This is a genomic window from Promicromonospora sp. CA-289599 (genome assembly GCF_050936155.1).
GTDB lineage: Bacteria > Actinomycetota > Actinomycetes > Actinomycetales > Cellulomonadaceae > Promicromonospora.
In genome coordinates, this window is the sequence record NZ_JBNJNI010000001.1 from 771769 (window position 1) to 796637 (window position 24869).

Sequence of the window (24869 nt, forward strand, 5' to 3'; positions counted from 1 at the left end):
CCCGAAACTCAAGTCGCGTCGATCGACGTGATCCGCGTTCAGCCTGAATGATCGCCGATGTCCTACCCTGCCCACCAGCCCACACGCTCGAAACTGATCACAGCTTCGAGCCCCGCCTGTTAGTTGGGCGAGTGCTGCCGACCAAATGGAGACGGCCCAGGGATCTCAGGACGGCCAAGGTTCACGCCACGTCTTGGTAGCTGCGTCGACTATGGGGCGCATCCGGGCAATCGAGGCTGTTATGTTCTCGTGAGGTTGCTTCTCCATAAACATGCGATGCAGGACGAACGCGACCATGTCAGCCATCTGCACACCGGGGCTGTGTCGCGAGTCGACGAAATGCATCGAGTCTATGACCCGACTTGGCTCATTTAGTGCGGTCGATGGATGCGGTCGACGGCGGCTTGCAGGTCGTCGGGTAGCGGGTCGGCGGCGGTGATCGTCTGCCCGCCGGCGGCGATGGTGATCTGCCGGTAGCGGCGGGCGGTCTTGACGAACTTGCGGATGGACCAGCCGGTGGCGTTCTCGATCCACCGTGTGACGGCCAGGGCGGCGAACACGATCGTCAGATGCGCCTCGATGCTGTGGCGGACGTGGTGGAAGACGGGCCGGGCGGCCAGGTCGGACTTGGTCATCCGGAAGGACTTCTCGACGTTGAGCAGCGCGGAGTAGGTCGCGATGACGTGCTCGGCGCTCGGGTCGTCGAGGTTGGTGACGTAGGCCTTGATCCCGGCCAGTGCCCGGGCCTTGGTCTCCAGGTCACGGTTGACGGTCTTGGTCGCGCCGGCGAGCTTGACGAACCGGTTGCGTTTCACAGCGCTCTTCCCAGCGACGGCCTGCTCGGCCTTGCGGACCTGCTCGTCGATCCCGTGCAGGGTGCGCCGGGCGCGCGCGGCGGAGAACTTGTAGTAGTACGTGTGGTCACGCCGCTTGTCCGAGGGCGCGGCGGGCCACGGGCGGGTGAACACGTGCCCGTCGGGGATCTCCTGCCCGGGGTGGTCATCGCGCCACTTCTGGACCACGATCGGGACCTCGCCCATCCGCGCCCCCAGGACGAAGGACCAGCCCAGCTCCTCGATCGCGCGCCAGTTCGTCTCGGAGATCATGCCCGCGTCGGCCACGATCACGATGTCGGTCAGCCCGTGGGTGGCCATGAACGCCTGCAGCACCGGGACCATGGTCGTGGTCTCGGCGCGGTTGCCCTCGAACGCGTGGACCATCAACGGGAACCCGGCCGCGTCCGTGAGCAGCCCGACGGTGATCTGCGGCTCCAGCCTGCGTTCTTTCGAGAACCCGGGTTCGCGGAACCCGTCGCCCTCGTGGGCCTCGAAGTGCAGCGTCGTCACGTCATACAAGCAGTACGTCGCCGGCCCCAGCCCCACATGCTCGGCGCACGCGTTCGCAATCCTCGTCCGCCACGGACCACCGGTCGGATCCACGACCAGCGGTTCGCAGTCCTGCGGTTCGGAGTCCTGCGGCTCGCCGTCGGCGTCGTGGTCGAGTGGGGGCAGGCCCTTCGCAGGCAGGCCTGCGTAGACGCGCAGACGCCGCTTGAGCGTGGCATAGGACGGCGCGTCGATCCCGGCTTCGGCCAGCACCCGCAACGAGTCCAGCTTCGAGGTCGGCTCGATGATCCGCGCCAGGACGAGCTGCTTGAACACCTCGTCCTTGCGGGCTGCCCGGTCGAACCCGAGCGCCTGGTAGGCGCGCTCGAGCGCGTCGACGAGCACGCCCATCCGCGACCCCGTGATCGGCAACGGTCCACCACCAGCCGGAGGGCTGTCGGGCAGCCGCAGGTCCAGCTCGCCCTGCCCGGTCGCGATCTTCTGCCGCGCCGCAGCGACCAACAGCTCCCAGTCCGCGTCGGTGTGCGCCGACCCGAGGTGCTCGATGTCACGCGAACCACGCAGCTGGGAGTGCACGATCTGTACCGCCCGAGCCCCCGAAGCCGTCTTGACCGTCCGCACGTACGCCACGACGAGCACGATAGACACCACGATTAGTGCGCACCACCGCACACCTCAGCAAGCATCCCCGCAGGTCACCGGGCCGCTGTCACCACGACCTCAAAACCGTGAGCCAAGTCGGGACACCGGGGCTGTGTCGCGAGTCGACGAAATGCATCGAGTCTATGATCGAGGTCAACTGCCGACCTGGGACAACCCCGCTGAAGCCCCACCTTTGCATATCGGCTACCATCTCGATTGCTTTCAGCTGCTCTTGCTTCGCCTCATCGGCGATCAGAACTCGCAACACTTCAGGCGTCGGTCGCCAGATGTCCAGCTTCTCCAGCATGAATTGGAGCGCCAGCAGATATGCGTTGCGGTCGTATCTTCCTTCGTACTTATCGTGCAAGCGCCGCTTGTCAATGCTGGCAAAGGCGACGCCAATCCGAACAGTGGGCAGCAGGCCAATCACGTCTTCGAACGCCGCCAGCCGCGCTTCGTGCTCAAGCCTCTTCGACGCCCAGTGCCCGCGCCCAGACCAGAGTTCGGCGCCATGCCATTCGAAGTCGGCCGGAATCCACCCAAGGTGCTTCATTGCGAGAGCGGACAGGTGGTCAGTCAATGGCTTCACTGCCGTCTCGTCCACAATTGCTGCAACGAGCGTGAGATAGGGCTGCCGCTTGGCTGCATTGCCAACCGAACCCGTCTCGTCGATATACACGAGTTGCGCCACGCCCCCAGCATGCCACCGGCACGCGATTGCCGCCGCGCGTCGGAGGAACTTCACCCTGGAGGGTGACGCCGTTGAAAGAGCGCCAGCGGCTCAACGACTTCTCATGTCGTTGCTCTACTGCGACGTCGGGCAGGCGGCAACACGCACACTCCGCTCCAGGTCAACCTACGATCACTAAGAGGAAACTTCGCCCGATTGCGCGCCTCAATGCCGCGCCGCAGACCGGTACGCTCGCGAGATGGCCACGCCAAACGACGAAGTCAGGTGTGAACTCAGGGACGAGCTCGACAGGCTCGAGGAACGTGCGACGTGGAGCAGCCAGGGACAGTTTGAGCAGGCGAAGTCGTGGCGAGCTCTCAACGTTTGGCTCGGCGCGCCGGTCGCGGCCATGGCTGCGGTGTCTGGTGCGCTGGTCCTCGCGTCGAACGAACTCAACCTACTTGGTGGCGGCCTAGCCCTTGCTGCAGCCGCCGGCGGCGCAGTCCTCACAGCCGTGAACCCGTCAACGCGAGCCGACCGTGCGTCGGCCGCGGCAAACGCATACCTGGAGATCCAGACAGCGGCACGACAACTCCGCCTCATCGACCTGCCCACAAGGGATACGACCGATGCAAGACAGGACCTCAGCGAACTGACTGCTCGCATGGAGGAGCAGAATAAAGCGGCCGATCCAATTAGCCGACGCGCATATCGACGCGCGGGAAAGAACATCAAGGGCGGTGGGCAGAAATACACGGCCGACCGCAGGAACGAGGGGATAAAGAATGGCGGAGCGTAGCGTCAGGGAGGCCTTCGATGAACTTCTAGCGCGGAGCGTTCCGCTCTCATCAGAGCGCAACGCCGCCGCTTCCCACCGCGCGAGCGTTGAAGCAGCGTTGCGCGACAAGCTCAGCGTGAGGTCCATACGGGAGACCGGATCCTTCCACCACGGCACGGGAGTGCGCGGACACAGTGACGTCGACATACTCGTCAGCATTGCCAGGAAGCCCGAAAGTTCCGATACCGCGCTGCAATGGGTACGAGAGGCCCTTACATCGCGGTTCCGGTATACCCCAATTCGGATAAGCCGCCCTGCAGTCGTGGTGGATTTCGCCGATGGCCGTGAGCGTTGGGAGGTAATCCCTGGCTTCTACCGGGGAACGACGGATGGTTTCGACGTCTACGACATCCCAGCCCCAGCCGGAGGCTGGATCCAAACGGCTCCAAGCGCGCACCTCAGATTCGTGAACGACGCTAATCTGTCGCCAAAGGGCGGCGCGAAGGCGCTCGCCCGCCTGCTCAAGCGGTGGAAGTACGAAAATCTGTCGGGCTTCCCTGCTTCTTCTTTCTATCTTGAGATGCGGGCGGCTTCCTATATGAACGCCGAGACGTACTTCCTCGCTGATATGGACTTCGAGCGCATCATGCGGAGACTCGCTTCATCCGAGTTGGCTGCCATGAACGATCCCATGAACGTCACGGGCCGCATCGCGGCAACGTCCAGTCCTTCGAACCAAACGAGTGCAACAAGCCGGATCCGAGCCGACGCGGACAGGACTCAGAAGGCTCTCGAGGCCGAGAACGGTGGCGACCGAGCACGCGCGTTCACGCTGCTGGACGATGTCTTCCTTGGAAGTTTCCCATCCCGCTTCTACACGCCGTGACGGTCACCACCCTGGGCTGAATGCAGTGCGAGCAGTCCCAACTACAGGCCACCTGACCCCATGCGGTACACAGTCATGTGTACCCAATGTGTACCGGGCCCCAGTGGCCAGGGCTCCGACGCAGGTCAGAGCGTTAGATGCGGACGAGCCGGTCTGTACGCCGGGTTCTGTTCCCGCGCCGGGTTACCCCAGCGCGGGCGACGGCCATCCATCTAGGCCCTGCGTTGCCGCAGGGCTCGAGCGGTCTACCCAACTGTGTTTCTCCGAAGAGAATCGGGCGGGCAGCCCTCAAACACAGTCTGTCTGACCTTGCTCCAGGTGGGGTTTACCTAGCCGCTGCCGTCACCGGTAGCGCTGGTGGTCTCTTACACCACCGTTTCACCCTTACCCCCGGTCCTGAGACCGAGGGCGGTCTGTTTTCTGTGGCACTGTCCCGCGGGTCACCCCGGGTGGCTGTTAACCACCACCTTGCCCTGTGGAGCCCGGACGTTCCTCGGCGGGCGCCCGAAAGCACCCAACGCGACCGTCCGACCGACTCGTCCGCAGGTAGAAGAGTACCTGCCGCCACCTGCTCGCGGCGCGCCGTCACACGTCCACGCGGTAGCTCAGCGTCAGCTCGTCGCCCGACATCCCCCGGATCCCCCAGTTCTCCCGCGGGCTCTCCAGGATCACGATCTCCAGGTCGTTGACGTCCAGCCCGAGGCGCGGCACGACGTCGTCGTACAGCGCCACGATCAGCGCGCGCTTGGCCTCCCGGCTGCGGCCGGTGAAGCAGACGATCTCCACGACCAGGTAGGCGTCCGAGCGCGGGGCGACCAGGTCGCCGTCGTCCAGGAGGAGGAAGCGGTGGAACCGCTTGTCCGCAGGGAGCTGCCAGGTGCGCACGAGCGCCTCGTGCAGCGCGTCGGAGATCTCCGCGCGCCGCTCACCCCATACCGACCGGTTTCCGTACACCTTGACCTGGGCCATGCGCGCCAACCTACCGAGCCATCCCGCCCGGCAAATTAGGCTGAGCGGGTGATGTTGCTCCTCCCGCCCTCCGAGGGCAAGACGCCCGCGCCCGACGGCGCCGCTCCCCTCGACCTGACCGCCCTGGCCCACCCGGAGCTCACCGAACGGCGCCAGCAGGTCCTCGCCGATCTCGCGCGCGTCAGCGCCAGGCCCGACGCCACCACTGCCCTCGGCGTCAGCGACGGGCTCGCCGACGAGGTCGCGCGCAACACGGCGCTCCACGACGCGCCGTCAGGCCGCGCGGCAGAGGTGTACACCGGGGTCCTGTACGCGGCAGCCGGCCTGGCCACCCTGCCCGACGGCGCAGCGCGGCGCGCCCAGGTGAGCGTGCTGACCTTCTCGGGGCTCTGGGGAGTCGTCGCGCCGGGCGACCGCATCCCCGCCTACCGGCTGAGCATGGGCGTCGGCCTGCCCGACGTCGGGCGGCTCGCCACGTTCTGGAAGCCCGCCCTGGCCGAGGTGCTCGACGTCCGGGCGGCCGGCGACGTCGTCGTCGACTGCCGGTCCGCCACCTACGTCGCCGCCTGGAAGCCCCGGACGACCGGGGACGGGGCCGCCGAATGGGTGGAGGTGCGGGTGCTCCGCGAGACCGACGGCAAGCGGACCGTCGTCTCGCACAACGCGAAGCACACGCGCGGCGTGCTGGCCGGGCACCTGCTGCGCCGCGAGCACGAGGCCCGAACCAGTGAGGACGTGCTCAAGGCCGCGCAGGAGCTGGTGGGCTCGGTGATGCTGACCGAGATCGGCTCGGGCAAGGACCAGACGCTGATCGAGGCGAACCTGCTGGACGGCAAGCCGCGCGGCCCGCGAACGCTGGAGCTCGTGCTCGCCTGACCCAAACCCTGGCGCTGGAGCCCACCGACCGGTTGGATGACCCGTCATGGGGACAAGCAGCCTGACGGGCGCCCGAATCGCAGTGGCCGCGGCGTTCTTCGCCCAGGGCTTCGTCTTCATCAGCCTCACCACCCGGCTGCCCCGGTTCCTGGAGCGCTGGGGGCTCGACGAGGTGACCCTGTCCCTGCTGCTGCTCATGATGGTGCTGCTCGCCGGCGTCGGATCGCTGGTCGCCGAGCACGCGGCACGCCGCCTCGGCAGCGCCGCCACGCTTCGCCTCGGCCTCGCGCTGATGGCCGTCGCCGTCCCGGCGCTCACGTTGGCGCCCGTCATCGGCTTCTTCGTGGGCGGCGTGGCGGTGTACGGCGTCGCGCTCGGCCTGGTCGACGCCGCCTCCAACATGCAGGCGGTCGACCTGGAGCACCGGTACGGCCGGCCGATCCTGCCGTCGTCGCACGGCTACTGGACCACCGGCGGGATCATCGCCACGGTGCTCGTGCTCACGACCGGCCACCTCTCCCCCACCATCGGCGCGTTCGTCGCGCTGGTCCCCCTGGTGATCCTGTTCGCGCCGTACGTGCCGCACGTCGCGACGACGCCGCTTCTCGCCCCGGGCGTACCGGCCGGCGGCATCACAGAGGGCCCGACGACGTCGCCCTCCGGCGTGGCCGCACAGTCCTCGGCGCCGATCCCGTGGCGGCCGATCTGGCTGGTGGGCGCCGGGCTCGTCGTGTTCTACATGGTCGACACCACCGCCGCGACCTGGGGTCCCGTCTACCTGGCGCGCTCGTTCGACGCGCCGGGAAACCTGGTCGCGCTCGCGACGTTCCCCTACCTCGTCACCTCGATAGTCGTCCGCCTCGCGGGCGGCCACCTCGTCACCCGCTTCGGCGTGACGACGGTGCTCCGGGTCGGCGCCGTGGTGGCCTCCGGTGCGCTGGCACTGGTCGCGCTGGCCCCGACATGGCCGGTCGCGGTGGCCGGCTTCACCGTTCTCGGCGCGGCGGTCGCCCTGGTGGCGCCCCTCAGCTTCTCGGCGGCGGGCCGGATCGCCGCGGGCACGGCGGGGACCGCGAGCGATCCTCTCGCCGGGGCAGCGGCAGCCCCGGTAGAGCCCGATCGTGCCCGCACCGACGCGGTCATCGCCCGCTTCAACCAGTTCAACTACGTGGGCGCGCTGCTCGGCGCCGTGCTCACGGGGCTGGTGGGGGCGGACAACCTGCGGTTCGGCTTCGCCCTGCCCGCCGTCCTGGTGCTCGCGCTGGTGCCGCTCGCGCCGGCCTTCGCGCGGGGCGCGCTCAGGCGCCGGTAGGGCCGTTCAGCCGTCAGTAGGGGCGATCAGCCGTCAGTGGGGACGCCGACGGCGGTCACCTCGGTGGTGCCGTCCTCCCACAGGCGCACGACCGAGAGCGAGGCGGGCGGGACGCGCAGCCGCGCCCAGTGCGACGCGGGCGCACCCAGCGCCTGCCCGACGGCGGTGCGGATCTGCGCCGCGTGGCCCACCGCCACCACCGTGCGGTCCACGCCACCGGCCAGCAGGTCGGTGAGCCCGTCCCAGACCCGGGCGCCGAGCTGCGCGTAGGACTCCCCGCCGGGCGGCACGAACGTGCCCGTCGAGTGCCACTGGGCCAGCTCACCGGGCCAGCCCTGCTCGATCTGCGGCGCGGTGAGCCCGTCCCACTCCCCGAACCGGCACTCGGCGAAGCGCTCGTCGGTGGAGACGTGCAGCCCGAGCCGCCGGCCGACGGCGGCAGCCGTCTCCTGGGTGCGCGCCGTCGGCGAGGCGACGAGCGCCGTCGGGCGGGGCAGGTCCGGCCAGAGGCCGCCGCTGCGCATGCCACCCGTGGAACCCGCTCCGGTGCGGGCCGCGCGTCCGACGCGGAAGACGGCGTCCGCGGCCTGCGCCGCCTGCAGCCGGCCGCGAGCCGTCAGGGACGGGCCCGGGCCGTCCGACCCGGAGTACGCGCCGACTTCGGTCAGGGGCGTCACCCCGTGCCGGACGAGCACCACGGTGAGCGGGAGCGCGCCGTCGAACCGGGTGGCCGCCACCGGCGGACGCCGGTGCGTGTCGAACCCGGGCGCCTCGCTCATCCGGCGGCAGCGCCGGTCGTCGCGCCGGCGCCGCGCACCAGGATCCGGCCGCACTCCTCGCAGCGCACCACCGCGTCGGGGGCCGCGCTCCTGATGGTCGCCAGGTCGGCCGGCGGGAGATCCATCCGGCAGCCGTCGCAGCGGTTGCCGTTGAGCAGCGCGGCGCCGGTGCCGCCCTGCTGCACCCGGATCTTCTCGTACAGCGTGACGAGGGCCGCGTCGAGCCCGTCGACCGCCTTGGCCCGCTCGCCCGCTGTCGCCTGGATCTGTGCGTCGATCTCGGCCCAGCCGGCGTCGCGCTCCGCCTCGACCTTCGCCTTCTCGGCGACGAGCTCGCCGTTGGCGGCCTCGACGGTCGACAGCGCCTCCTCGTGCGCCTCGAGCCGCTCCATGACGTCGAGCTCGACCTCCTCCAGCGCTGCCTGGCGCACGGCGAGCGAACGGAGCTCGTCGGTGAGCGCGACGGCGTCCTTGGCGCCGACGCCACCTGAGTCGAGCCGCTTCTGGTCCCGGTCGGCGCGGTTGCGGACCTGCTCGACGTCGGACTCCGCCTTGGTCAGCTCTCGCCTCAGGTCGGCCACCCGGGTGCGCGACTCGACGAGCGAGGCACGCAGGTCCGCGATCCGGCCGTCGAGCTCGGTCAGCGTCGCGAGCGCGGGAAGGTTCTTGCGCTGGTGGGCGAGCTGCTGGACACGGGTGTCGAGCGCCTGGACGTCCAGCAGCCTGCGCTGGTCTTCGAGTGGTGCAGTAGCCACGAGGGCGTCCTCTCGGTCGGGTTCTGGGGGCTGTCCAACGCTACCTCGCGTGTGCCCGCGCGGAAGCCACTCCGGGGGCTGCTCCGTGGGTGGTCTCGGCTCGTGCTCGTCAGGCGGTTCAGCGGGACGAGACCTGGCCCGTCCAGGGGTCGGTCACGAGCTCGCTGACGCGCGCCTCGATCGCGAGCCCGTCCGCCGCGAGCGCCGCGGCGAGGTCCTCGACGGCGTAGCGCAGCCAGGGCCACTCGCTCGCGTAGTGGGCGGTGTCGACGAGGAACGGGGTGCCGGAGGGCCCGGCGGTCCCGGCCGCGCGGGCCTCGAACTCGGCGCGTTCGCGCAGCTCGGAGGCAGGGTGGTGGCGCAGGTCGGAGGTGACGTAGACGTCGGCGTCGGCCGCGCGGACGGCGTCGAAGTAGCCGTCGCCGGAGCCGCCGAGGACGGCGGCCGTGGTCACGACGGCGTCCGGGTCCCCGGAGAAGCGGATGCCCTGTGCGGTGGCGGGCAGCGCTGCCGCGACGCGGCGGGCGAAGTCGGCGAGGGTGGTGGGCTCGGCGAGACGCCCGACGCGGCCGATGCCGCGGTCCGTGCCGTAGCCCGTGCTGCCGTCCTTCTCGCCGGCGGCGCTCACCTCGAGGGGACGCCGGTCGGTGATGCCGACGAGGTCGGCGAGGGCGTCCGCGACGCCGCGCGGGGCGGCGTCGGCGTTCGTGTGCGCGACGTGCAGGGCGCACCCGCCGGTCAGCAGCCGGTGCACCACCGACCCCTTGAAGGTGGTGGCGGCCACGGAGCTCACGCCGCGGAGGAACAGCGGGTGGTGCGTGACGAGCAGATCGGCGCCCCAGTCGAGGGCCTGGTCGACGACGGCGGTGACCGGGTCGACCGCGAACAGCACCTTGCGCACGGGGGCGGCCGGGTCGCCGGCGACCAGCCCGACCGCGTCCCAGCCCTCCGCCGTCGACGGCGGGTAGAGGCCGTCCAGGGCGCGCACGACCTGGGCCAGCGTGGCGGGTGTGGTGCCGGTCGGTTCGGCTGACTGTTCGGGCGCGGGGGCGTCGCTGCTGCTCACGCATCGCAGCGTAGTACGGGGCCTCTCACCAGGCCGTTCACCAGGCGAAGGGGGCGTGCTCTTGCTACGGTCATTCACTTGTGGGGGACACCGTCAATCACCGCTCCGGCGGGCCTATGACCATGCGCGCCAGGATGCTTGCTTCCATCCGTGAGCGCGTCGACATACGAGACCTTGTGCCGTCCCGGGCCGACTACGACTTCCGGCCCCGGACCCTGCGCTCGGACCTCCTGGCAGGCATCACGGTGGGCGTCGTCGCCCTGCCGCTGGCACTCGCCTTCGGCGTCAGCTCCGGGGTCGGGCCGGCCGCCGGGCTCGTCACCGCGGTGGTGGCGGGCATCGTCGCCGCCGTGTTCGGCGGTTCCCACGTGCAGGTCAGCGGCCCCACGGGCGCCATGGCGGTGGTCCTGGCGCCGATCGTCGCGCAGCACGGCGTGGGTTCCGTGGCGCTCGTGACGCTGCTCGGCGGGGCCATCGTGCTGGTCTGCGGCCTGCTCCGGCTGGGCCGGGTGGTCACCTACATCCCGTGGCCGGTGGTCGAGGGCTTCACGCTCGGCATCGCGGCGATCATCTTCCTGCAGCAGGTGCCTGCCGCCGTCGGCATCACGGCCGAGACCGGGCACAACACGCTGATCACGGCGGTGCGCTCGGTCAGGGACGCGCTCTGGCCGTCGGGGGCGATCGTCGACGGCAGCGTGGTCGACGGCGTCGTGCACGGCGCCGGGACTCCCACCTGGATCTGGACCCTCGGTGTGGTGGCCGTCGTCGCGGCGGTGATGCTCGTGCTGCCGCGGGTGGCCAGCGCGCTGCCGGCGTCGCTCGTCGCCGTCGCGCTGGTGACCGTGCTGGCGGAGGTGCTGGACGCGCCGGTGCCGCGCATCGGTGAGCTGCCCAGCTCGCTCCCGTTCCCGGTGCTGCCCGACGCGACGCCGGACGCCGTCCGCGACCTCGTCGGCGCGGCCCTGGCGATCGCGGCGCTGGCCGCCATCGAGTCGCTGCTGTCCGCGCGGGTCGCCGCCGGGATGTCCGCGGGACGCCCGGACAAGCGCGCAGGTGGCGGCTCGGGCGACGCCGGGGAGCAGACCCGCGACCAGGGCACCGGGCCCTACCACCCCGACCGGGAGCTGGTGGGCCAGGGCCTGGCGTCGCTCGCGAGCGGCGTGTTCGGCGGCATCCCCGCGACCGGCGCCATCGCACGCACCGCGGTGAACGTGCGCTCCGGGGCCCGCACGCGCCTGGCCGCCGTCGTGCACGCGCTGGTGATTCTCGCCGTGATCTACCTGGCCACGGGGCCGGTGGGACGTATCCCGCTCGCCGCCCTGGCGGGGGTGCTCATGGTCACGTCGTTCCGGATGATCGGTGCGGCGACCATCCGCTCGGTGCTCACCTCCACGCGTCCGGACGCGCTCACGTTCGTGGTCACCGCCGTCATCACGGTGGCGTTCGACCTCATCGACGCCGTCCAGATCGGTCTGCTCATCGCCGCGTTCTTCGCCCTGCGGGCCGTGGCGGGAGCGACGTCGATACACCGCGAGCCGCTGCCCGGCGTCGCGCACGAGGGTGACGAACACATCGCCATGTTCCGGCTCGACGGCGCGATGTTCTTCGGGGCGTCCGACCGGATCCTCAGCGAGGTCACGGCGCAGACGGAGACGGTAGAGGTGGTGATCCTGCGCCTCTCCCACGTGCAGCTGGTCGACGCCACCGGGGCGCGCGCCCTCGCGGACCTGGTGCTGGAGCTCGAGCGGCGCGGCGTCATGGTGCTGGTCAAGGGCGTCCAGCCACAGCACCGCAGGCTGCTGGAAGCCGTGGGCCTGCACCGGATGCTGCGCCACGAGAGCCACCTGTTCGCCGACCTGCCCGCGGCGGTCGAGCACGCCCGTACGCACGTCCGGCAGGCACAGACGGCATAGGCTCGTCCCGTGACCGAGCCAGCACCCCGCATGAACGTCGAGTCGTTCAACCTGGACCACCGCGCCGTGGCCGCCCCGTACGTACGCCTCGCCGACCGCAAGGAGCTTGCGGCCGGAGGCGTGCTCGTCAAGTACGACGTGCGGTTCACCCAGCCCAACGTCGCGCACCTCGAGATGCCGACCGTGCACTCGCTGGAGCACCTCTTCGCGGAGCACTCGCGCAACCACTCCGACGCCGTCCTGGACTTCTCCCCCATGGGCTGCCAGACCGGCTTCTACCTGATGCTGCAGGGCGAGCCCGCCTACGAGGACGTGCTGCGCCTCATCGAGGCGACGATGCGCGACATCGTCGCCGCGACCGAGGTGCCCGCCGCCAACGAGGTGCAGTGCGGCTGGGGCGCGAACCACAGCCTGGCCGGTGCGCAGGAGGCCGCCTCCATGTTCCTGTCGGCGCGCGGTGTCTGGTCCCAGGTGTTCGCCGACGGCGCCCTGGGCGAGGCGTCAGCCAGTGACGCCGCCGCCCGCGACGCGGCCGCGCGCGAGGCTGCGGCCCGCGACGCGGCGGCCGGGACCCTGCGTCCCGGGGCGCCTCTGCCGCCGGTACAGACCAGTGGGGAGTGAGCTGCCCGTCGCCGTCGTGCTCGTCGCGATGGACGACGAGGCCGCGCCGTTCCTCGACCTCGCGTCCGAGGTGGGCGAGCCGGAGCGCGTGGGCTTTGCCGAGCGTCGGCAGATCACCCTGGCCGGCAGGCAGGTCGTCCTGATGCGCACCGGCATCGGCTTCGTCAACGCGACAGCCGCCGGCATGAGCGCGATCCTGCGCCACGGCGCGGACGTCCCCCTGATCAGCGCGGGTAGCGCGGGCGGACTCGCGAAGGGCGTCGCCGTGGGCGACGTCCTCCTGGGCGTACAGCTCGTGAACGCGGACGCCGACGCCCGTGCCTTCGGGTACGAGCTCGGCCAGGTGCCAGGCATGCCCAAGGTGTACGACGCCGCCCCCGGGCTCGCCGACACCGTCCGGCGTGCGGCGGCGAGCATCCAGGCCCAGGACCCGAACTTCCCGGGCTCGGCGGGTCTGGTCCCGACCAGCCGGGGCTCCGCCCAGGCCCCGGCCGGTCTGGTCCTGCGCGAGGGCACCATCGGGTCCGGCGAGATATTCGCGACCGCCGACCTGGCGCTCCGGCTCCGCGCCGACTTCCCGGACATGCTCGCCATCGACATGGAGTCGGCGGCCCTGGCCCAGCTCTGCCACAACTTCGACGTCGACTTCGTGTCGGTGCGGGCCGCCTCGGACCTGTGCGCGCCCGACGGCACGGAGTTCCTTACCCACATCGACGATGCTGCGCTGCGCTCCGCGCGGGTGGTCACCGCCATGATCGGGCTGCTCGCGGGCTGACCGGGACGGTCCGGACGAAGGGTGTCCGTGCCGGGACCGGCGGTGCGGTGGCTGTCAGCGCTGCTGGTGACTACGCGGCTGGTGACTACGCGGCTGGTGCCTGCGCTGCGCACGCGCGCAGCTGCTCGACCGCGCACGCGACGAGCGCTGCCCGGCGGCGGTCCTCGGCGGCGTGGACGACGATGCGCCGGGACACCGTAGGACGCACCAGGGGCCTGGCGACGAGCCCTTCGACAAGCTCCGGGACGGCGAGCCGCGGCAGGACGGTGACGCCCGCACCCGCCGCGACGAGCCGCAGCGCCGCGCGATGGTCGTCGAGCCGCGCGGCGTAGCGCGGCGTGAACCCGGCGGCGCTGCATGCGCCAAGGACGATGCGTCCGATCGGGCTGTCGTAGATGTCGTGGTCGACCCAGGGCTCGTCCCGGAGATCGCCGAGACCGACCTCGACGCCGTCGGCGAGCGGGTGGGTGGCCGGGAGCACGGCCACGAGGTCCTCGACGACGAGCTCGTGACGCCGGTAGCCGTCGAGCCGCACCTCTGTACCGCCCGCGGGCTCGGTGCGGATGTCGAGGTCAGGCCGGCGCCGTCCGCGGCCGTCGACCGGTTCGTTGAGGCTGATCTCGACGGTCAGGTTCGGCTGGAGCCGGCGGACGGCGAGCACGACGGCGGGCATCCACTGCTCGGCCGCCGAGGCGAAGCACGCGACGGCGAGGTGCTGTCCCTGACCGTCCCTGAGGTCTGCCACCGCCCGTTCGAGGCGGTCGAAGTCGGCCAGGAGCGCCTGCGCCTGATCGGCCAGGTCCCGCGCGGCGTCGGTCGCGACGATGCCGCGGCCCTGCTTCTCGAACAGGACCAGCCCGGTCTCCCGGGCCAGCGCGGTCATGTGCTGGCTGATCGTCGCGGGCGAGTAGCTGAGATTGCGGGCCGCCCGGTTGATCGATCCGGCGGCCAGCACCGCGCGCAGGATCTCGAGTCGCCGTGGGTTGAGCACGATGCCGACCGTATGCCGCCGATCGTTCGGCGGCAACGAACGGTCAGCCGCTTTTGTGTGCTTGTCCTGACTCTTCCGGTCGGTCGAGGATGGCCGTGATCCCGTCGCAGGCACGGTCCCGATCCTGCTCGGGCGTGCTGCGGCACCGGCGCCAGAGAGGACGACCATGGACACGACGTTCTGGGACGATGCCGACCGCCTGCTGATCCGGTACGGGCCGAGCTTCACGCCGCGGGTCATCGAACGCGCCGCCGGGTCCTACGTCGTCGACCGCGAGGGCAGGGCGATCCTCGACTTCACCTCGGGGCAGATGAGCTCGATCCTCGGCCACGCGCACCCGGACATCGTCTCGACGGTCTCGTCGCAGGTCGCGTCACTGGACCATCTCTTCAGCGGCATGCTCAGTGCCCCGGTGCTGGGGCTCGCCGACCGGCTCACCGCGACCCTGCCGGACCCGTTGAGCAAGGTCATGCTGCTGAGCACCGGCGCGGAGTCGAACGAGGCGGCGATCAAGCTGGCCAAGCTCTTCACCGGCCGCTACGAGATCGTCTCGTTCGACCGCTCCTGGCACGGCATGACCCAGGGTGCGGCGTCCGCCACGTTCTCCGCCGGGCGCCGCGGCTACGGTCCGCCGACCCCGGGGAATCTCGCCCTGCCCTCCCCCAACGCCTACCGGTCACCGTTCCGGGCCGCCGACGGGTCGTACGACTGGGAGGCCGAGCTGGCGTACGGGTTCGCGCTCGTCGACCAGCAGTCCGCGGGCAGCCTCGCGGCCTGCGTCGTCGAGCCGATCCTGTCCTCCGGCGGGATCATCGAGCTCCCGCCGGGGTACCTGCGACGCCTCAAGGAGATGTGCGAGGAACGCGGGATGCTGCTCGTCCTCGACGAGGCGCAGACCGGTCTGGGCCGCACCGGAGACATGTACGCGTTCGAGCGGGACGGTGTCGTCCCGGACATCCTGACGCTGTCGAAGACCCTGGGGGCCGGGCTGCCGGTGGCGGCGGTGATCACGACCGCCGAGATCGAGCAGGTCTGCTACGACCGCGGGTTCCTCTTCTACACGACGCACGTGTCCGACCCGCTCGCGGCAGCAGTCGGACTGACCGTCCTCGACGTGATCGAGCGGGAACGCCTCGTGGAGCGGGCGGCGCGGCTGGGTGAGCAGCTCACCGAGCGGCTGCTGGCACTCCACGAGCGGTACGACTTGGTCGGCGACGTGCGCGGGCGCGGCCTGCTCCAGGGGTTGGAGCTGGTGCGGGACAAGCAGAGCAAGACCCCGGCTGACGCGCTGGGCAACGCCGTCACCTCGGCCTGCCTGGACCGCGGCCTGCACATGAACATCGTCCAGCTGCCGGGGATGGGCGGCATCTTCCGCATCGCGCCGCCCCTCACCATTGCCGAGGACGACCTCCACAGCGGCGTGGACATCCTGGAGGCGTCGCTCAGGGCGGTGCTCGACCGGTCGGCACCCGCCTGAGATGAATACGCCTCGCCGACTCAGCCCTTCGCCTCGGCGTAGCTCTCCGTCACCGCGACGCTGAGCGGGAAGTCCACGGGGAAGTCGCCGAACAACAACCGCCCGGCTTCCTCGGCCGCGGCCCGCACCTCCTGCGCGACGACGCCGGCGATCGCCGCCGGCGCGTGCACCACGACTTCGTCGTGCAGGAAGAACACAAGGTGCGGACGGCGGTCGAACGGCGACGGCGCCAGGCCAGGTCTGGATGCGCCTGAGGCTGTGCCCGGCGGGGTGCTGCCTGTCGGGGTGCTGCCTGTCAGGGTGCTGACCTCGATCTCTCCCAGCGCCCAGAGCCGACGGCGGATGGACGCGATCCAGCACAGCGCCCACTCGGCGGCAGTGCCCTGGACCACGAAGTTCCGCGTGAACCGGCCCCAGGAGCGGGTCTGGCTGCGGGCGCGGGACTGGACGTCGGCCCCCGCGTCCTCGTCGAACGCCGAACCCTGCACGGCGGCCCAGGACTCCCCCGGCAGCGGCGAGCTCCGCCCGAGCCGGGTGGTCACCCTCTCACCGCGCTCGCCTGCCCGCGCCGCCCGCTCGACCAGGTCGATGGCCTGCGGGAACGCGCGGGCCAGCCGCGGCAGCACCTGTGCGCTGACGCCCGTGGTGCCCCCGTACATCGCGCCGAGCATGCCGACCTTCGCGTGCTCGCGGGAGTCGACGGCGCCCGTCGCGACGATCCCCGCGTACATGTCCGTGTTCGCGCCGTCCTTGCTGCGCCCCGCGGCGGCCATGCGCTCGTCACGGGCCAGGGCGGCCAGCACCCGGGGCTCGAGCTGAGCGGCGTCGGCGACGACGAACGTCCAGCCCGGATCGGCGGTCACCGCCCGCCGGACGTTGTGGGGCAGTGACAGCGCGCCGCCTCCCGTGCTGGCCCAGCGGCCCGTGACCACCCCGCCGACCACGTACTCCATCCGGAACCGGCCGTCCGGGGCCCAGGTGTCCAGCCAGTTCCAGCCGTTGGCGGTGTAGAGGCGGTAGAGGCCCTTGTACTCCAGCAGCGGAGCGATCACCGGATGGTCGAGCTTCTCCAGCTCCCACTTGCGCAGGCTGCGGGCGCCCACGCCCGCGTACTCCATGGCTCGCAGGAGGTCCGGGTGGGAGTCGGGGTTGAGCGTCGGCGGAGCGTCGATGGCCTCGCGGATCCGGTGGGCGAGCGCTTCGAGCTTTGCCGGGCGCGCACCCGGCCGCGGCCGCGGGCCGAGTGCCTCCGTGAGGATCTCGTCGTGGATGTCGCCGCGCCACGGCAGTCCGGCGTGGTGCATCTCGGCGGCCGCGAGCGCCCCCGCTGACTCGGCCGCGAGCAGGAGCCGGAGGCGGCCGGGTTCGGTGCTGTCCTTGAGCGCCGCGAGCTGCGCGGCCAGCTCGGCGGCGGGGTCGAGGGTCTCGCCGTTCCCCTGCTGGCTGATGTTCCCCTGCCGTCCGCCTTGCCGCTCCGGGCCGCTCGGCCGTTCGTCGCCCTCGCGGCGGCTGCTTCGGTCGGTCCCGGACCGGGTCGCGGGTGCGGTGATCTCGCCGAGGTCGAAGAGCGGTTCGGAGCCGGGGTGCCGGTCAGGACGGAGCAGTGCCGCCGCCGTCGGCCCGCCCGGCGGTGGGACGGGCGCGAGGCGGTCCCATGCCCCGGGCCCTGCCTCGGCGAGCGCGGTGCGAGCCGAGAGCACCGATGAGCGGAGGACCGCGTGGGCGAGGCGCAGGTCGTGCGCCCGGTCGACACGCACGCCCTCGGCGAGCAGGGCCGGGTACCAGTTGTTGGTGTCGTCCCAGGTCCAGCGGACCTGGGACGACTCGCCGGCGGCCACCTCGCGGGCCAGGCCGGCGGTGTCGATGATGCGCGACTCTCCGACAGGCGCACCGGAGTCGGAGACCGGCCGTAGGCCCGCGCCCGAGGGTTCCCGTGAGATCACCGTGTGCATGGGGTCAGTCTGCCGTGACCCTCTGACACTCGACCTGACGCTCGGCGAAGTCGGGCGGTCAGCCGGCGACGTCCGCGACCGCCCGGGCCCTGCCCACCACGAAGGCGGCGTGCAGCACGGTCGACGGGGTCAGCTCCCCGTCGAGCAGTCCGCCGGCCGTCCGCTCCAGCGTCGCGAGCCCGAGATCCCTGGCCAGGGCGTGCGCCTGCTCGACGTCGGACCGCTGCCGCGTCGTGAGCACCGGCCGTCCTGTTGCCGCCGCCGCGACGAGGACGTCGCCGAGCAGCAGCGTCACCCGGCGCACCGGGGTCGGCGGCGCGGCCACCGACCGGACGGTCTTCGCCGACGCCGCCTGCGCCCTCAGCTTGCGGATGCGCCGGCGCCAGAAGTCCCAGTGGCTGCTCTCGAACGTCCAGGCCGGCGTGATGGTGGGGCTGACCAGCCGGATCGCGCCCTTGTCGCGCACGAACAGGCCTACCGGCTCGTCCCGGTCCTCGCGACGCTCGATCGTGACCGCCACCAGCTGCGACCTGACGGACAGCAACGTCTGTACCGCCTGTTCGCTCGTCACGGGCAGGCGCAGCGCGCGCTCCTCGCCGTCGGACGTGACGATCGTGAGCGTCAGCTCCTGCCGCACCTCGTCGATCCCGATCTCACCGACGTCGCGGACCAGCACGAGCCGGACGTTCGCCGGGCGGCGTCCGAACCCGACGACGTCGCGCGGCGCCACCCCGGCGCCCGTCCGTCCCGCGATCTGCTGGAGCTCGGCCAGGTCGAACCCGTCGCCGTCCAGACGACGGACGACCGGGGTCCCGCCCGCGCCCAGGGCGCCGTCGGGCTTGGCCCGTACCGCGGTCACCTTGAAGGCGCCCTCGCACAGCGTGCTCAGGGACCGGCCCCACAGCAGCGGGCTGGTCCAGCTGCGCTGAAAGCCCGGGTCGGTGCCCGACCCACGGCCGGTCACGACCTGCCGGACCTGACCTGCCTCCGTTCCGGACGAGGTGTCGGCCTCGCTGTCCCAGCCGAGGTAGGCGAGCCCTCGCGAACCGCTCGGCGAGGTCCACCACCGGGCCCCGAGCGGCACCCACCGCACGACGTCCACCTCCTCTGCGTCGGTGCGGCTCCCGGCTCCCGTTCCCGTCGCGTGGTCCTCCCGGCCGGCTGCATCGTCCCCGCTACCCGTGTCCAGGGCGCGCTGCAGCACCTCGGCCATCGCCCAGACCTCGGCGAGGGAATCGAGCAGGTCGGACTCGGTGACGGCGTCGTCCCGCCCGGCCAGGCCGCTGACGAAGCCGGCCGTCACGCGCAGCAGGCCGACGAACCGCACGCCGCCGACCTGACCTGGCTCGATCTGCTCGAACCCGGCCAGGCGTACCCGGCCGGCCAGCGCGAGGACGGACTCGGCGTCGTCCGGACCGAGGTGGGACAGGCCGCCCGACATGAGCCGTCCGACGACGTCGCGCACCTCCGCGAGGGCCTCCCGGCGGCGTCGCAGCACCGCCTCGGAGGGGCCGCGCACGGCCGCGGTCCGCCGGGTCCCGGACGCCGGTGCGGCACCGGCCGCGCTCTCCGCCCCGGGGCCGGATGTCCTGGGTACCGACTGCGCGACGACGGGCGCCGCCCCCTGCGGCGGCGCCTCGGGCGCCACCTCGGCAGCCCAGAGGCAGGCGGTCAGGACGTGCTGGCACACCCCCGCCGTCGGGCAGTCGCAGGAGACTGCCGCCGGGCCGCGGCCGTCCACCCGGACCGACACCCCGGAGACGGCCAGCACCGCACCCTTCGGATCGTGGGACAGCTCGGTCACGCCGTCCTTGGCGGCGTAGTCCTTGCGGGCGCGGCGCAGCAGTCCGGCGTTGCCGAGCGTCTTGAGCGCGTCGTCGTCCAGGCCCGCGTACGGGGCGGCCCAGGCGAAAGTCCTCTGCGCGGTCATCGTGGGCTCGCTCATGAGAGCACCTCTCCCAACCACTCGGCGAACCGTTCAGGGGTGAGCGCGGCGACCTCCATGCCGCAGTCGGCGAGGTGCCTGGCGGTGCCCTGGTCGTAGACCGGCTCCGCTGCCTCGTCCAGCGCGGCGAGTCCCAGCATCGTCACGCCCGACGACGCCATCCGGCGCACCGTCGACAGGAGGCTGGACACGGAGCCACCCTCGTAGAAGTCGCTGACCAGCGCGACCACCGTGCGCGACGGGTTGCGCACCTGCTGCTCGGCATGGCGTACCGCCCGCGCGATGTCGGTGCCGCCGCCGAGCTGTGCGGTCATCAGCACGGTGACCGGGTCGTCGGCCACGTGCGACATGTCCACGACCGACGTGTCGAACAGGTAGAGCTGCACGTTGATGCCGGGCAGGCCCGAGAGGATCCCGGCGCAGACCGCGGAGTACAACAGGGACGGCGCCATCGAACCGGACTGGTCGACGAGCAGGATGACGTCCCAGGTCAGCGTGCGCCTGGCCCGGGACGAGAAGCGGACGTCCTGCACCGTCATGCGGCCGTCGGCGTCGACGCGGCCGAGGTTGGCGCGCAGCGTGCGCTTCCAGTCGAAGTTCCTTGCCACCCGGTGCATCGACCGGCGCGACCGGTCGATGCGGCCGTTGACGGCCGTGGTGAACCGGGTGCGAAGTCGCTTCACGATGTCCTCGACGACCCGCTGGACCACGCGGCGCAGGCCGGCCGCCGCTCGGTCGTCCAGGGCACCGCGCACCTGCAGCATCGCGACGGCGAGCTCGCGCGAGGGTTCGAGGGTCTCCAGCGCGGTGTCGTCCTGCAGCAGCTCGGTGAGGCCGTACCGGCTCACCGCGTCGACCTGCATGCGTTCGAAGGTCTCGCGCGGGAACAGGCTGCCCGCCTCGTTGAGCCAGCCGAGCGCGGTCACGTCGACGCCGTGCGGCTGGGACCCGCCGAGGCCGGCGCCCCTGCCGGGCCGCCCTGTGGCGTCCCCGCCCTGGCCGACGCGGTGGCCGCGCGCCGTGTACTCGCGGTCGTACAGGTACCGGAGGGACCGTTCGAGGCCCGCGTCCTGCTGCCCCACCGAGAGCTGGTCGGCCGCGTACCGGCCCAGCACCAGCCGCCAGCGACGGGCCGCCTCGTCGCCGGAGATCGACGTCGCGAGGTCGGCACTGGCAGGGTCGGCACTGGCAGGGTCGGTAGTGGCGGGTCCGGGCGTCCCGGAGCCGGTGGTGCTCATGCTTCTCCTCGTGTCGTATCGGCTCCGGGGCCGCCGACCCAGTGGGCCAGCCCGTCCCGCTCCAGCACCGCTGCCAGCTCATGGTCCAGGGCGAGGCCTGCCGCCAGGTCCTCCTCGGACAGTGCGACCCGCACGTCCACCTGGTCCACCGGGGCGCCGGTGCGCTCGGCTACCCGCTTCGCCAGCCGGTGCGTCTCGGTGGGCCGCAACCAGGTGAAGGCCCGCCGCAGGTCCGGCAGGACGGCCAGGAACGCGTCGCTCTGCAGCGCGCGCAGGGCGTCGTCGACGGCGTCGAACATCTCGGGCGTGTGCAGGATCAGGTCCGGCGCAGCGCGCATCACGCCGCCCAGGAACCGCACCGCCGTGCCCGGGTCCGCGCCGGCGGTCAGGGCGCCGCGCACCCGGGTGACAAGGTCGTCGTCGGGCACCTCGCCGTCGGTGAAGCCCAGGGCGAGCAGGGCGCCCGCCACGGCCGGCGCGGTGCTCCTGTCGTCCCGCAGGCGTGCGAGCTCGCGCAGGACGGCGGTGCGGCTCTCCGCGCCGGTTCCCCCTTGGTCGCCGTCACCCGCTGCCGCCGCGTCCCGGAGCAGGGAGCGGAGGTCGATCAGTGTGCCGATGGCGGCGTCCTCGTCCTCGGCGCGCGTCCTGCCCAGGTCGCTGACCAGGTAGGCGGCCGTCGCGAGCGCCTGGCTCACCAGGTCGAGCAGCTCGCGCGCGTGCTCCTCGGCGCCGAGCTCCACCCGGGCGTGCCACAGGCCGAGCAGGCGCCGCGCACCCGACACCACGGAGCCCAGGTCGCGGTCGGTGTCCAGGGTGGTACGCAGCAGCGAGACGATCCGGGGCAGGTGCGCACCCATCCCGATCACGAGTGTCTGCGCGACGAGCCGGGCGAGGGCATCGACAGTTGCGGCCCCGGCCCCGGTTCCGACACCCGCTCCGGCGGCGGCCCCGGTTCCGGTGCCCGCGAGCCGGGCCTCCGCCTCGTACAGCCGCGCGACCGCTACCGCGTCCAGCGTCGCGCCGAGGTGCACCAGCTCCACCAGACGCGCCTCGACGAGGGGCGTCCAGCAGTACTGCCACTCCTCGGTGATCAGGCCGAGCCCGCGGCCCGCCACGTGGTCCGGACCGGAGACGAGCTGCCCGAAGCCCGCTCCCACGAAGTCGAGCAGCGCCAGCACCTGGCGCTTCGCCCGATGGGACGCCGTCCGGCGCGCGTCGAGACGGGTCGTACGCGGCACGGAGTCGTCGATGACGAGCCGCACGGCTCGCACCCGGTCCCGGACGTCCCGCACGAGGGGCGGCGAGGCGCTGCCCGGCGGTACGTCGCCGAGCGACCGGCCGCCGAACACCTCGGCGATGGCGAGCCCCAGCGGCCGCTCGGGCTCGCCCGGCCCGCCGACGCCGCCGTCGTCCTGCACGTAGCACGACCGCACCACGTCCAGGAGGTCCGTGCGGCACGGGAAGCTGCGTTCGCGCAGCTCCGCGAGCCGGACGGCGGACTCCGCCGCCGCGCTGACCTGCGGCAGGCTCACCCCGTGACCGCGACCGGCGGCACTGCGCGCGACATCGACCAGGACCTCCGTGGCGAGGGCGCGGGCACCGATCGGACCGGTCGGTGCCGCGGCCGACTGCGACGTCGAGTGCGACACCGGCTCCGGCGCCAGGCCCAGCTCGCGGAGGTGTGCCGCGTACAGCCGCTCGTAGTAGCCGGGAGACGGCATGCCCGCGCCGTAGCCGCGCAGCCCGTCGAGCCGCTCGTGGTCGTAGCGGACCAGCCACGCCTCGCCCTGCGCCGGCGGGCCGAAGCCGCCCTCGGGCTGCCGGTCGCGGACCGGCGCACCCTCCGGCGCACCGGACAGCGCCTCGACCAGCGCGAGCGTGTGGAACGCACCGGTCACCACGAGGACCGGGCCGGCTGTGCTGCCGGTCATGCGGTCGGCGGACAGCCGCTCGACGGTCTCGGCGATCCTCGCCGCCATCCGCGCCTCGCGGTCCAGCGAACCCTCGCCGGCGAGCACGCCCTCCTCGTAGTCGAGACGCGCGAGCGCCGACCACGCGAAGACGTCGTCGAACACGGTCCGCCAGTCGGCCAGCTCAGCGCTCGCCCGTGCCTCGAACAGCTGGTCCCAGACCTCGTCGTGGTCCCGGCAGCCGAGGCGGCGCGCGAGCGCTGCGATGGCCTCCGAGTGCGCCAGGTACCGCTCGGACATGAGAGTCCGCGCGAAGGGGTCGGGTCGCTCGGTGCCGCTCCCGCCACCGTTCTCGATGCCGCCCTCGGCTGCCCCGCCCTGGCCCGGCGCGGCAGAACCGGAGAGCGCCCGCTCGGCAGCCGACCGCTCCCCGAAGGACCGGTCGATGAACGCGAGCTCCGCGCCGACGTCCTGCCCCGCGCGCAGCGCCACCCACTCCGGGGAGAACGACGCGAGCGGGTAGAAGCCGGCGCCGGAGCCCCCAAGGCTCAGCACCGCGATCGGCGGCCGCGTCTCCTCGTGCAGCAGGTCCGGGACGAGCCGCGTGAACTCCTCCGGCCCTTCGATGAGGACGGCCGCTGGGTGCAGCTCCTCGATCGCGGCGCGCACCGCCACCGCGCACGCGGGGCTGTGGTGCCGCACGGGCGCGAAGTGGATGCCGCGCTCGTCCCGCAGCCGGCCGACGGCGGCAGCGGCCGCGCGCAGGCGCTCGGGCGCAAGCTCCCGGAGGCCGCCGCTCATCGCCACTCCGCTCATCGCCACTCCGCTCATCGCCACAAGGGCTCCGCCGCGGTGAAGAACGCCTTCCAGCACTTGTCGTTCCGGGCGCGCTCGCGCACCACGTTGTCGACGTAGTGCCGCAGCCGACGCGCGTCCTCCTCCTCACCCTTGAGCGCCACCCCCGAGATCTGGCGCGCGACCTCCGCCGCGGTGACCGTGCCGTCGCCGAGGTACCGGGCCTCAAGCGACGCTGCGACCGCGACGTTGACGGCTTCGGCCGTGGACATGACCGTCTCGGGCCGCTTCACGGGCGCGCCCTCACGCGTGCTGCCGGTCCGCAGGTCCTGGAACACCGTGACGAGCACCTCCAGGACGTCCAGCGGCACGGCGGGCCTGCCGCTGTCCGGCCCGAGCTCCGCCTCCAGCTGGTGCTGCACCAGCTCGATCTCGAACGCGCGGTCACGCACCGGTGCCACGGTCTCGAAGCTGAACCGGCGCTTGAGCGCCGCGGACATCTCGTGGACGCCGCGGTCCTTGAGGTTCGCCGTGGCGATCACGGTGAAGCCGGGCCGGGCGGCCACGCGGGCGTCGGGCCCGAGCTCGGGGACCATGAGCTGCTTCTCCGACAGGATCGACACGAGCGTGTCCTGGATCTCCGGGGCGCAGCGCGTGATCTCCTCGAAGCGCACGACCCGGCCCTCCCGCATACCCGTGCAGACCGGGGACGGCACGAGCGACCGCTCGCTCGGCCCCTCGGACACCAGGAGCGCGTAGTTCCACGAGTAGCGCACGTGGTCCTCGGTGGTCCCGGCGGTGCCCTGGACCGTGAGGGTCGACGTGCCCGAGACGGCCGCGGACAGCAGCTCCGACAGCATCGACTTCGCCGTACCCGGCTCGCCCACCAGCATCAGGCCCTGCCGACCCATCAGCGACACGACCGCTCGGTCCACCAGCGGGTCGTCGCCGTAGAACTTGCGCCGCACCCCGAGCTCCTCGGAGCCGATGATGAACGCCCGCACGGCCCGCGGGCTCAGCCGCCAGCCAGGCGGCCGCTCGTGGCCGCGCTCGGTGTCCCAGGCGTCGAGCGCCGCGAGCTCGCCGGCGTAGCGGACCTCGGCGGGCGGGCGGATCTCGGCGCCGGTGTCGGGAGTGGTCTGGGGAGTGGTCATGACGTCCTTCGGTGCTCAG

19 protein-coding genes, 1 other RNA gene and 2 pseudogenes are annotated in these 24869 nt (G+C 72.0%); 8 read left to right on the plus strand and 14 right to left on the minus strand.

Features of this window, described 5'->3' with window-relative positions; all coding sequences use genetic code 11:
- Positions 1-165: 165 nt before the first annotated feature.
- From ACQEVI_RS03315 to ACQEVI_RS03325, 3 genes and pseudogenes are all read right to left on the minus strand, one after another.
- Positions 166-405 (minus strand): annotated as a pseudogene (locus ACQEVI_RS03315) (DUF3800 domain-containing protein); the annotation flags it as partial.
- Positions 372-1976 (minus strand): IS1634 family transposase, encoded by a 1605-nt coding sequence (locus tag ACQEVI_RS03320; protein WP_432905779.1) that lies wholly within the window; start codon positions 1974-1976, stop codon positions 372-374. The pseudogene ACQEVI_RS03315 and the gene ACQEVI_RS03320, both read right to left, overlap by 34 nt.
- A 79-nt stretch (positions 1977-2055) precedes the next feature.
- Positions 2056-2679, minus strand: coding sequence for a DUF3800 domain-containing protein (locus ACQEVI_RS03325; protein WP_432894660.1), 624 nt, complete (start codon positions 2677-2679; stop codon positions 2056-2058).
- Between the two features lie 238 nt (positions 2680-2917).
- Here ACQEVI_RS03325 and ACQEVI_RS03330 point away from each other — a divergent pair, with 238 nt between their 5' ends.
- Complete coding sequence (locus ACQEVI_RS03330; protein WP_432894663.1) at positions 2918-3457, plus strand: SLATT domain-containing protein; 540 nt, start codon at positions 2918-2920, stop codon at positions 3455-3457.
- Positions 3444-4322: an SMODS domain-containing nucleotidyltransferase gene (locus ACQEVI_RS03335; protein ID WP_432894666.1), complete on the plus strand. Its 879-nt coding sequence runs from the start codon at positions 3444-3446 to the stop codon at positions 4320-4322. Before ACQEVI_RS03330 ends, ACQEVI_RS03335 begins: the two co-directional genes overlap by 14 nt.
- Before the next feature lie 140 nt (positions 4323-4462).
- On the opposite strand, the gene rnpB is transcribed toward ACQEVI_RS03335, so the two are convergent.
- Positions 4463-4861: RNase P RNA component class A (gene rnpB / locus ACQEVI_RS03340), an RNA gene on the minus strand.
- A gap of 46 nt (positions 4862-4907) precedes the next feature.
- Entirely contained in the window at positions 4908-5291 is a 384-nt protein-coding gene (locus tag ACQEVI_RS03345) for a tautomerase family protein (protein WP_432894669.1), read from the minus strand.
- A gap of 48 nt (positions 5292-5339) precedes the next feature.
- On the opposite strand from ACQEVI_RS03345, the gene ACQEVI_RS03350 reads away from it, so the two are divergent.
- Positions 5340-6167, plus strand: a complete 828-nt coding sequence (locus tag ACQEVI_RS03350; protein WP_432894672.1) for a YaaA family protein — start codon at positions 5340-5342, stop codon at positions 6165-6167.
- A gap of 46 nt (positions 6168-6213) precedes the next feature.
- On the plus strand, positions 6214-7479 hold the full coding sequence (locus ACQEVI_RS03355) for an MFS transporter (protein ID WP_432894675.1): 1266 nt from the start codon (positions 6214-6216) through the stop codon (positions 7477-7479).
- Positions 7480-7505: 26 nt separating this feature from the next.
- Here ACQEVI_RS03355 and ACQEVI_RS03360 read toward each other — a convergent pair whose 3' ends face one another.
- From ACQEVI_RS03360 to ACQEVI_RS03370, 3 genes are all read right to left on the minus strand, one after another.
- Positions 7506-8258 (minus strand): histidine phosphatase family protein, encoded by a 753-nt coding sequence (locus tag ACQEVI_RS03360; RefSeq protein ID WP_432894678.1) that lies wholly within the window; start codon positions 8256-8258, stop codon positions 7506-7508.
- Entirely contained in the window at positions 8255-9013 is a 759-nt protein-coding gene (locus ACQEVI_RS03365; protein WP_432894681.1) for a zinc ribbon domain-containing protein, read from the minus strand. The genes ACQEVI_RS03360 and ACQEVI_RS03365 overlap by 4 nt, the downstream gene beginning before the upstream one ends.
- Positions 9014-9131: 118 nt before the next feature.
- The gene (locus tag ACQEVI_RS03370) at positions 9132-10079 is read right to left on the minus strand and encodes a Nif3-like dinuclear metal center hexameric protein (protein WP_432894684.1); all 948 of its coding nucleotides are present in this window, start codon (positions 10077-10079) and stop codon (positions 9132-9134) included.
- A gap of 134 nt (positions 10080-10213) precedes the next feature.
- Between ACQEVI_RS03370 and ACQEVI_RS03375 the strand changes: the two genes are divergently transcribed.
- From ACQEVI_RS03375 to ACQEVI_RS03385, 3 genes and pseudogenes are all read left to right on the plus strand, one after another.
- Positions 10214-11992 carry a SulP family inorganic anion transporter gene (locus ACQEVI_RS03375; protein ID WP_432894687.1) on the plus strand — a complete coding sequence of 593 codons (1779 nt, stop codon included), beginning with the start codon at positions 10214-10216 and terminating at the stop codon, positions 11990-11992.
- 30 nt (positions 11993-12022) lie between these two features.
- Positions 12023-12472: pseudogene (locus ACQEVI_RS03380) on the plus strand (S-ribosylhomocysteine lyase); the annotation flags it as partial.
- 130 nt (positions 12473-12602) lie between these two features.
- A complete protein-coding gene (locus ACQEVI_RS03385; protein WP_432894690.1) occupies positions 12603-13388 on the plus strand; it encodes a 5'-nucleosidase in 786 nt (261 codons plus the stop codon).
- An 85-nt stretch (positions 13389-13473) separates the two neighbouring features.
- Here ACQEVI_RS03385 and ACQEVI_RS03390 read toward each other — a convergent pair whose 3' ends face one another.
- The gene (locus ACQEVI_RS03390) at positions 13474-14379 is read right to left on the minus strand and encodes a LysR family transcriptional regulator (RefSeq protein ID WP_432894693.1); all 906 of its coding nucleotides are present in this window, start codon (positions 14377-14379) and stop codon (positions 13474-13476) included.
- A gap of 166 nt (positions 14380-14545) precedes the next feature.
- On the opposite strand from ACQEVI_RS03390, the gene ACQEVI_RS03395 reads away from it, so the two are divergent.
- Positions 14546-15856 carry an aspartate aminotransferase family protein gene (locus ACQEVI_RS03395; protein WP_432894696.1) on the plus strand — a complete coding sequence of 437 codons (1311 nt, stop codon included), beginning with the start codon at positions 14546-14548 and terminating at the stop codon, positions 15854-15856.
- Positions 15857-15876: 20 nt separating this feature from the next.
- On the opposite strand, the gene ACQEVI_RS03400 is transcribed toward ACQEVI_RS03395, so the two are convergent.
- Genes ACQEVI_RS03400 through ACQEVI_RS03420 form a run of 5 tightly spaced genes read right to left on the minus strand, consistent with a single transcriptional unit; the run spans position 15877 to position 24850 of the window.
- Positions 15877-17808, minus strand: coding sequence for a bifunctional 3'-5' exonuclease/DNA polymerase (locus ACQEVI_RS03400; protein ID WP_432894699.1), 1932 nt, complete (start codon positions 17806-17808; stop codon positions 15877-15879).
- Between the two features lie 58 nt (positions 17809-17866).
- Positions 17867-19753 carry a hypothetical protein gene (locus ACQEVI_RS03405; RefSeq protein ID WP_432894702.1) on the minus strand — a complete coding sequence of 629 codons (1887 nt, stop codon included), beginning with the start codon at positions 19751-19753 and terminating at the stop codon, positions 17867-17869.
- Positions 19750-20991: a VWA domain-containing protein gene (locus ACQEVI_RS03410; protein WP_432894705.1), complete on the minus strand. Its 1242-nt coding sequence runs from the start codon at positions 20989-20991 to the stop codon at positions 19750-19752. The genes ACQEVI_RS03405 and ACQEVI_RS03410 overlap by 4 nt, the downstream gene beginning before the upstream one ends.
- Positions 20988-23717, minus strand: coding sequence for a DUF5682 family protein (locus tag ACQEVI_RS03415; RefSeq protein ID WP_432894708.1), 2730 nt, complete (start codon positions 23715-23717; stop codon positions 20988-20990). Before ACQEVI_RS03415 ends, ACQEVI_RS03410 begins: the two co-directional genes overlap by 4 nt.
- Before the next feature lie 11 nt (positions 23718-23728).
- On the minus strand, positions 23729-24850 hold the full coding sequence (locus ACQEVI_RS03420) for an ATP-binding protein (RefSeq protein ID WP_432894710.1): 1122 nt from the start codon (positions 24848-24850) through the stop codon (positions 23729-23731).
- Between the last annotated feature and the right edge of the window lie 19 nt (positions 24851-24869).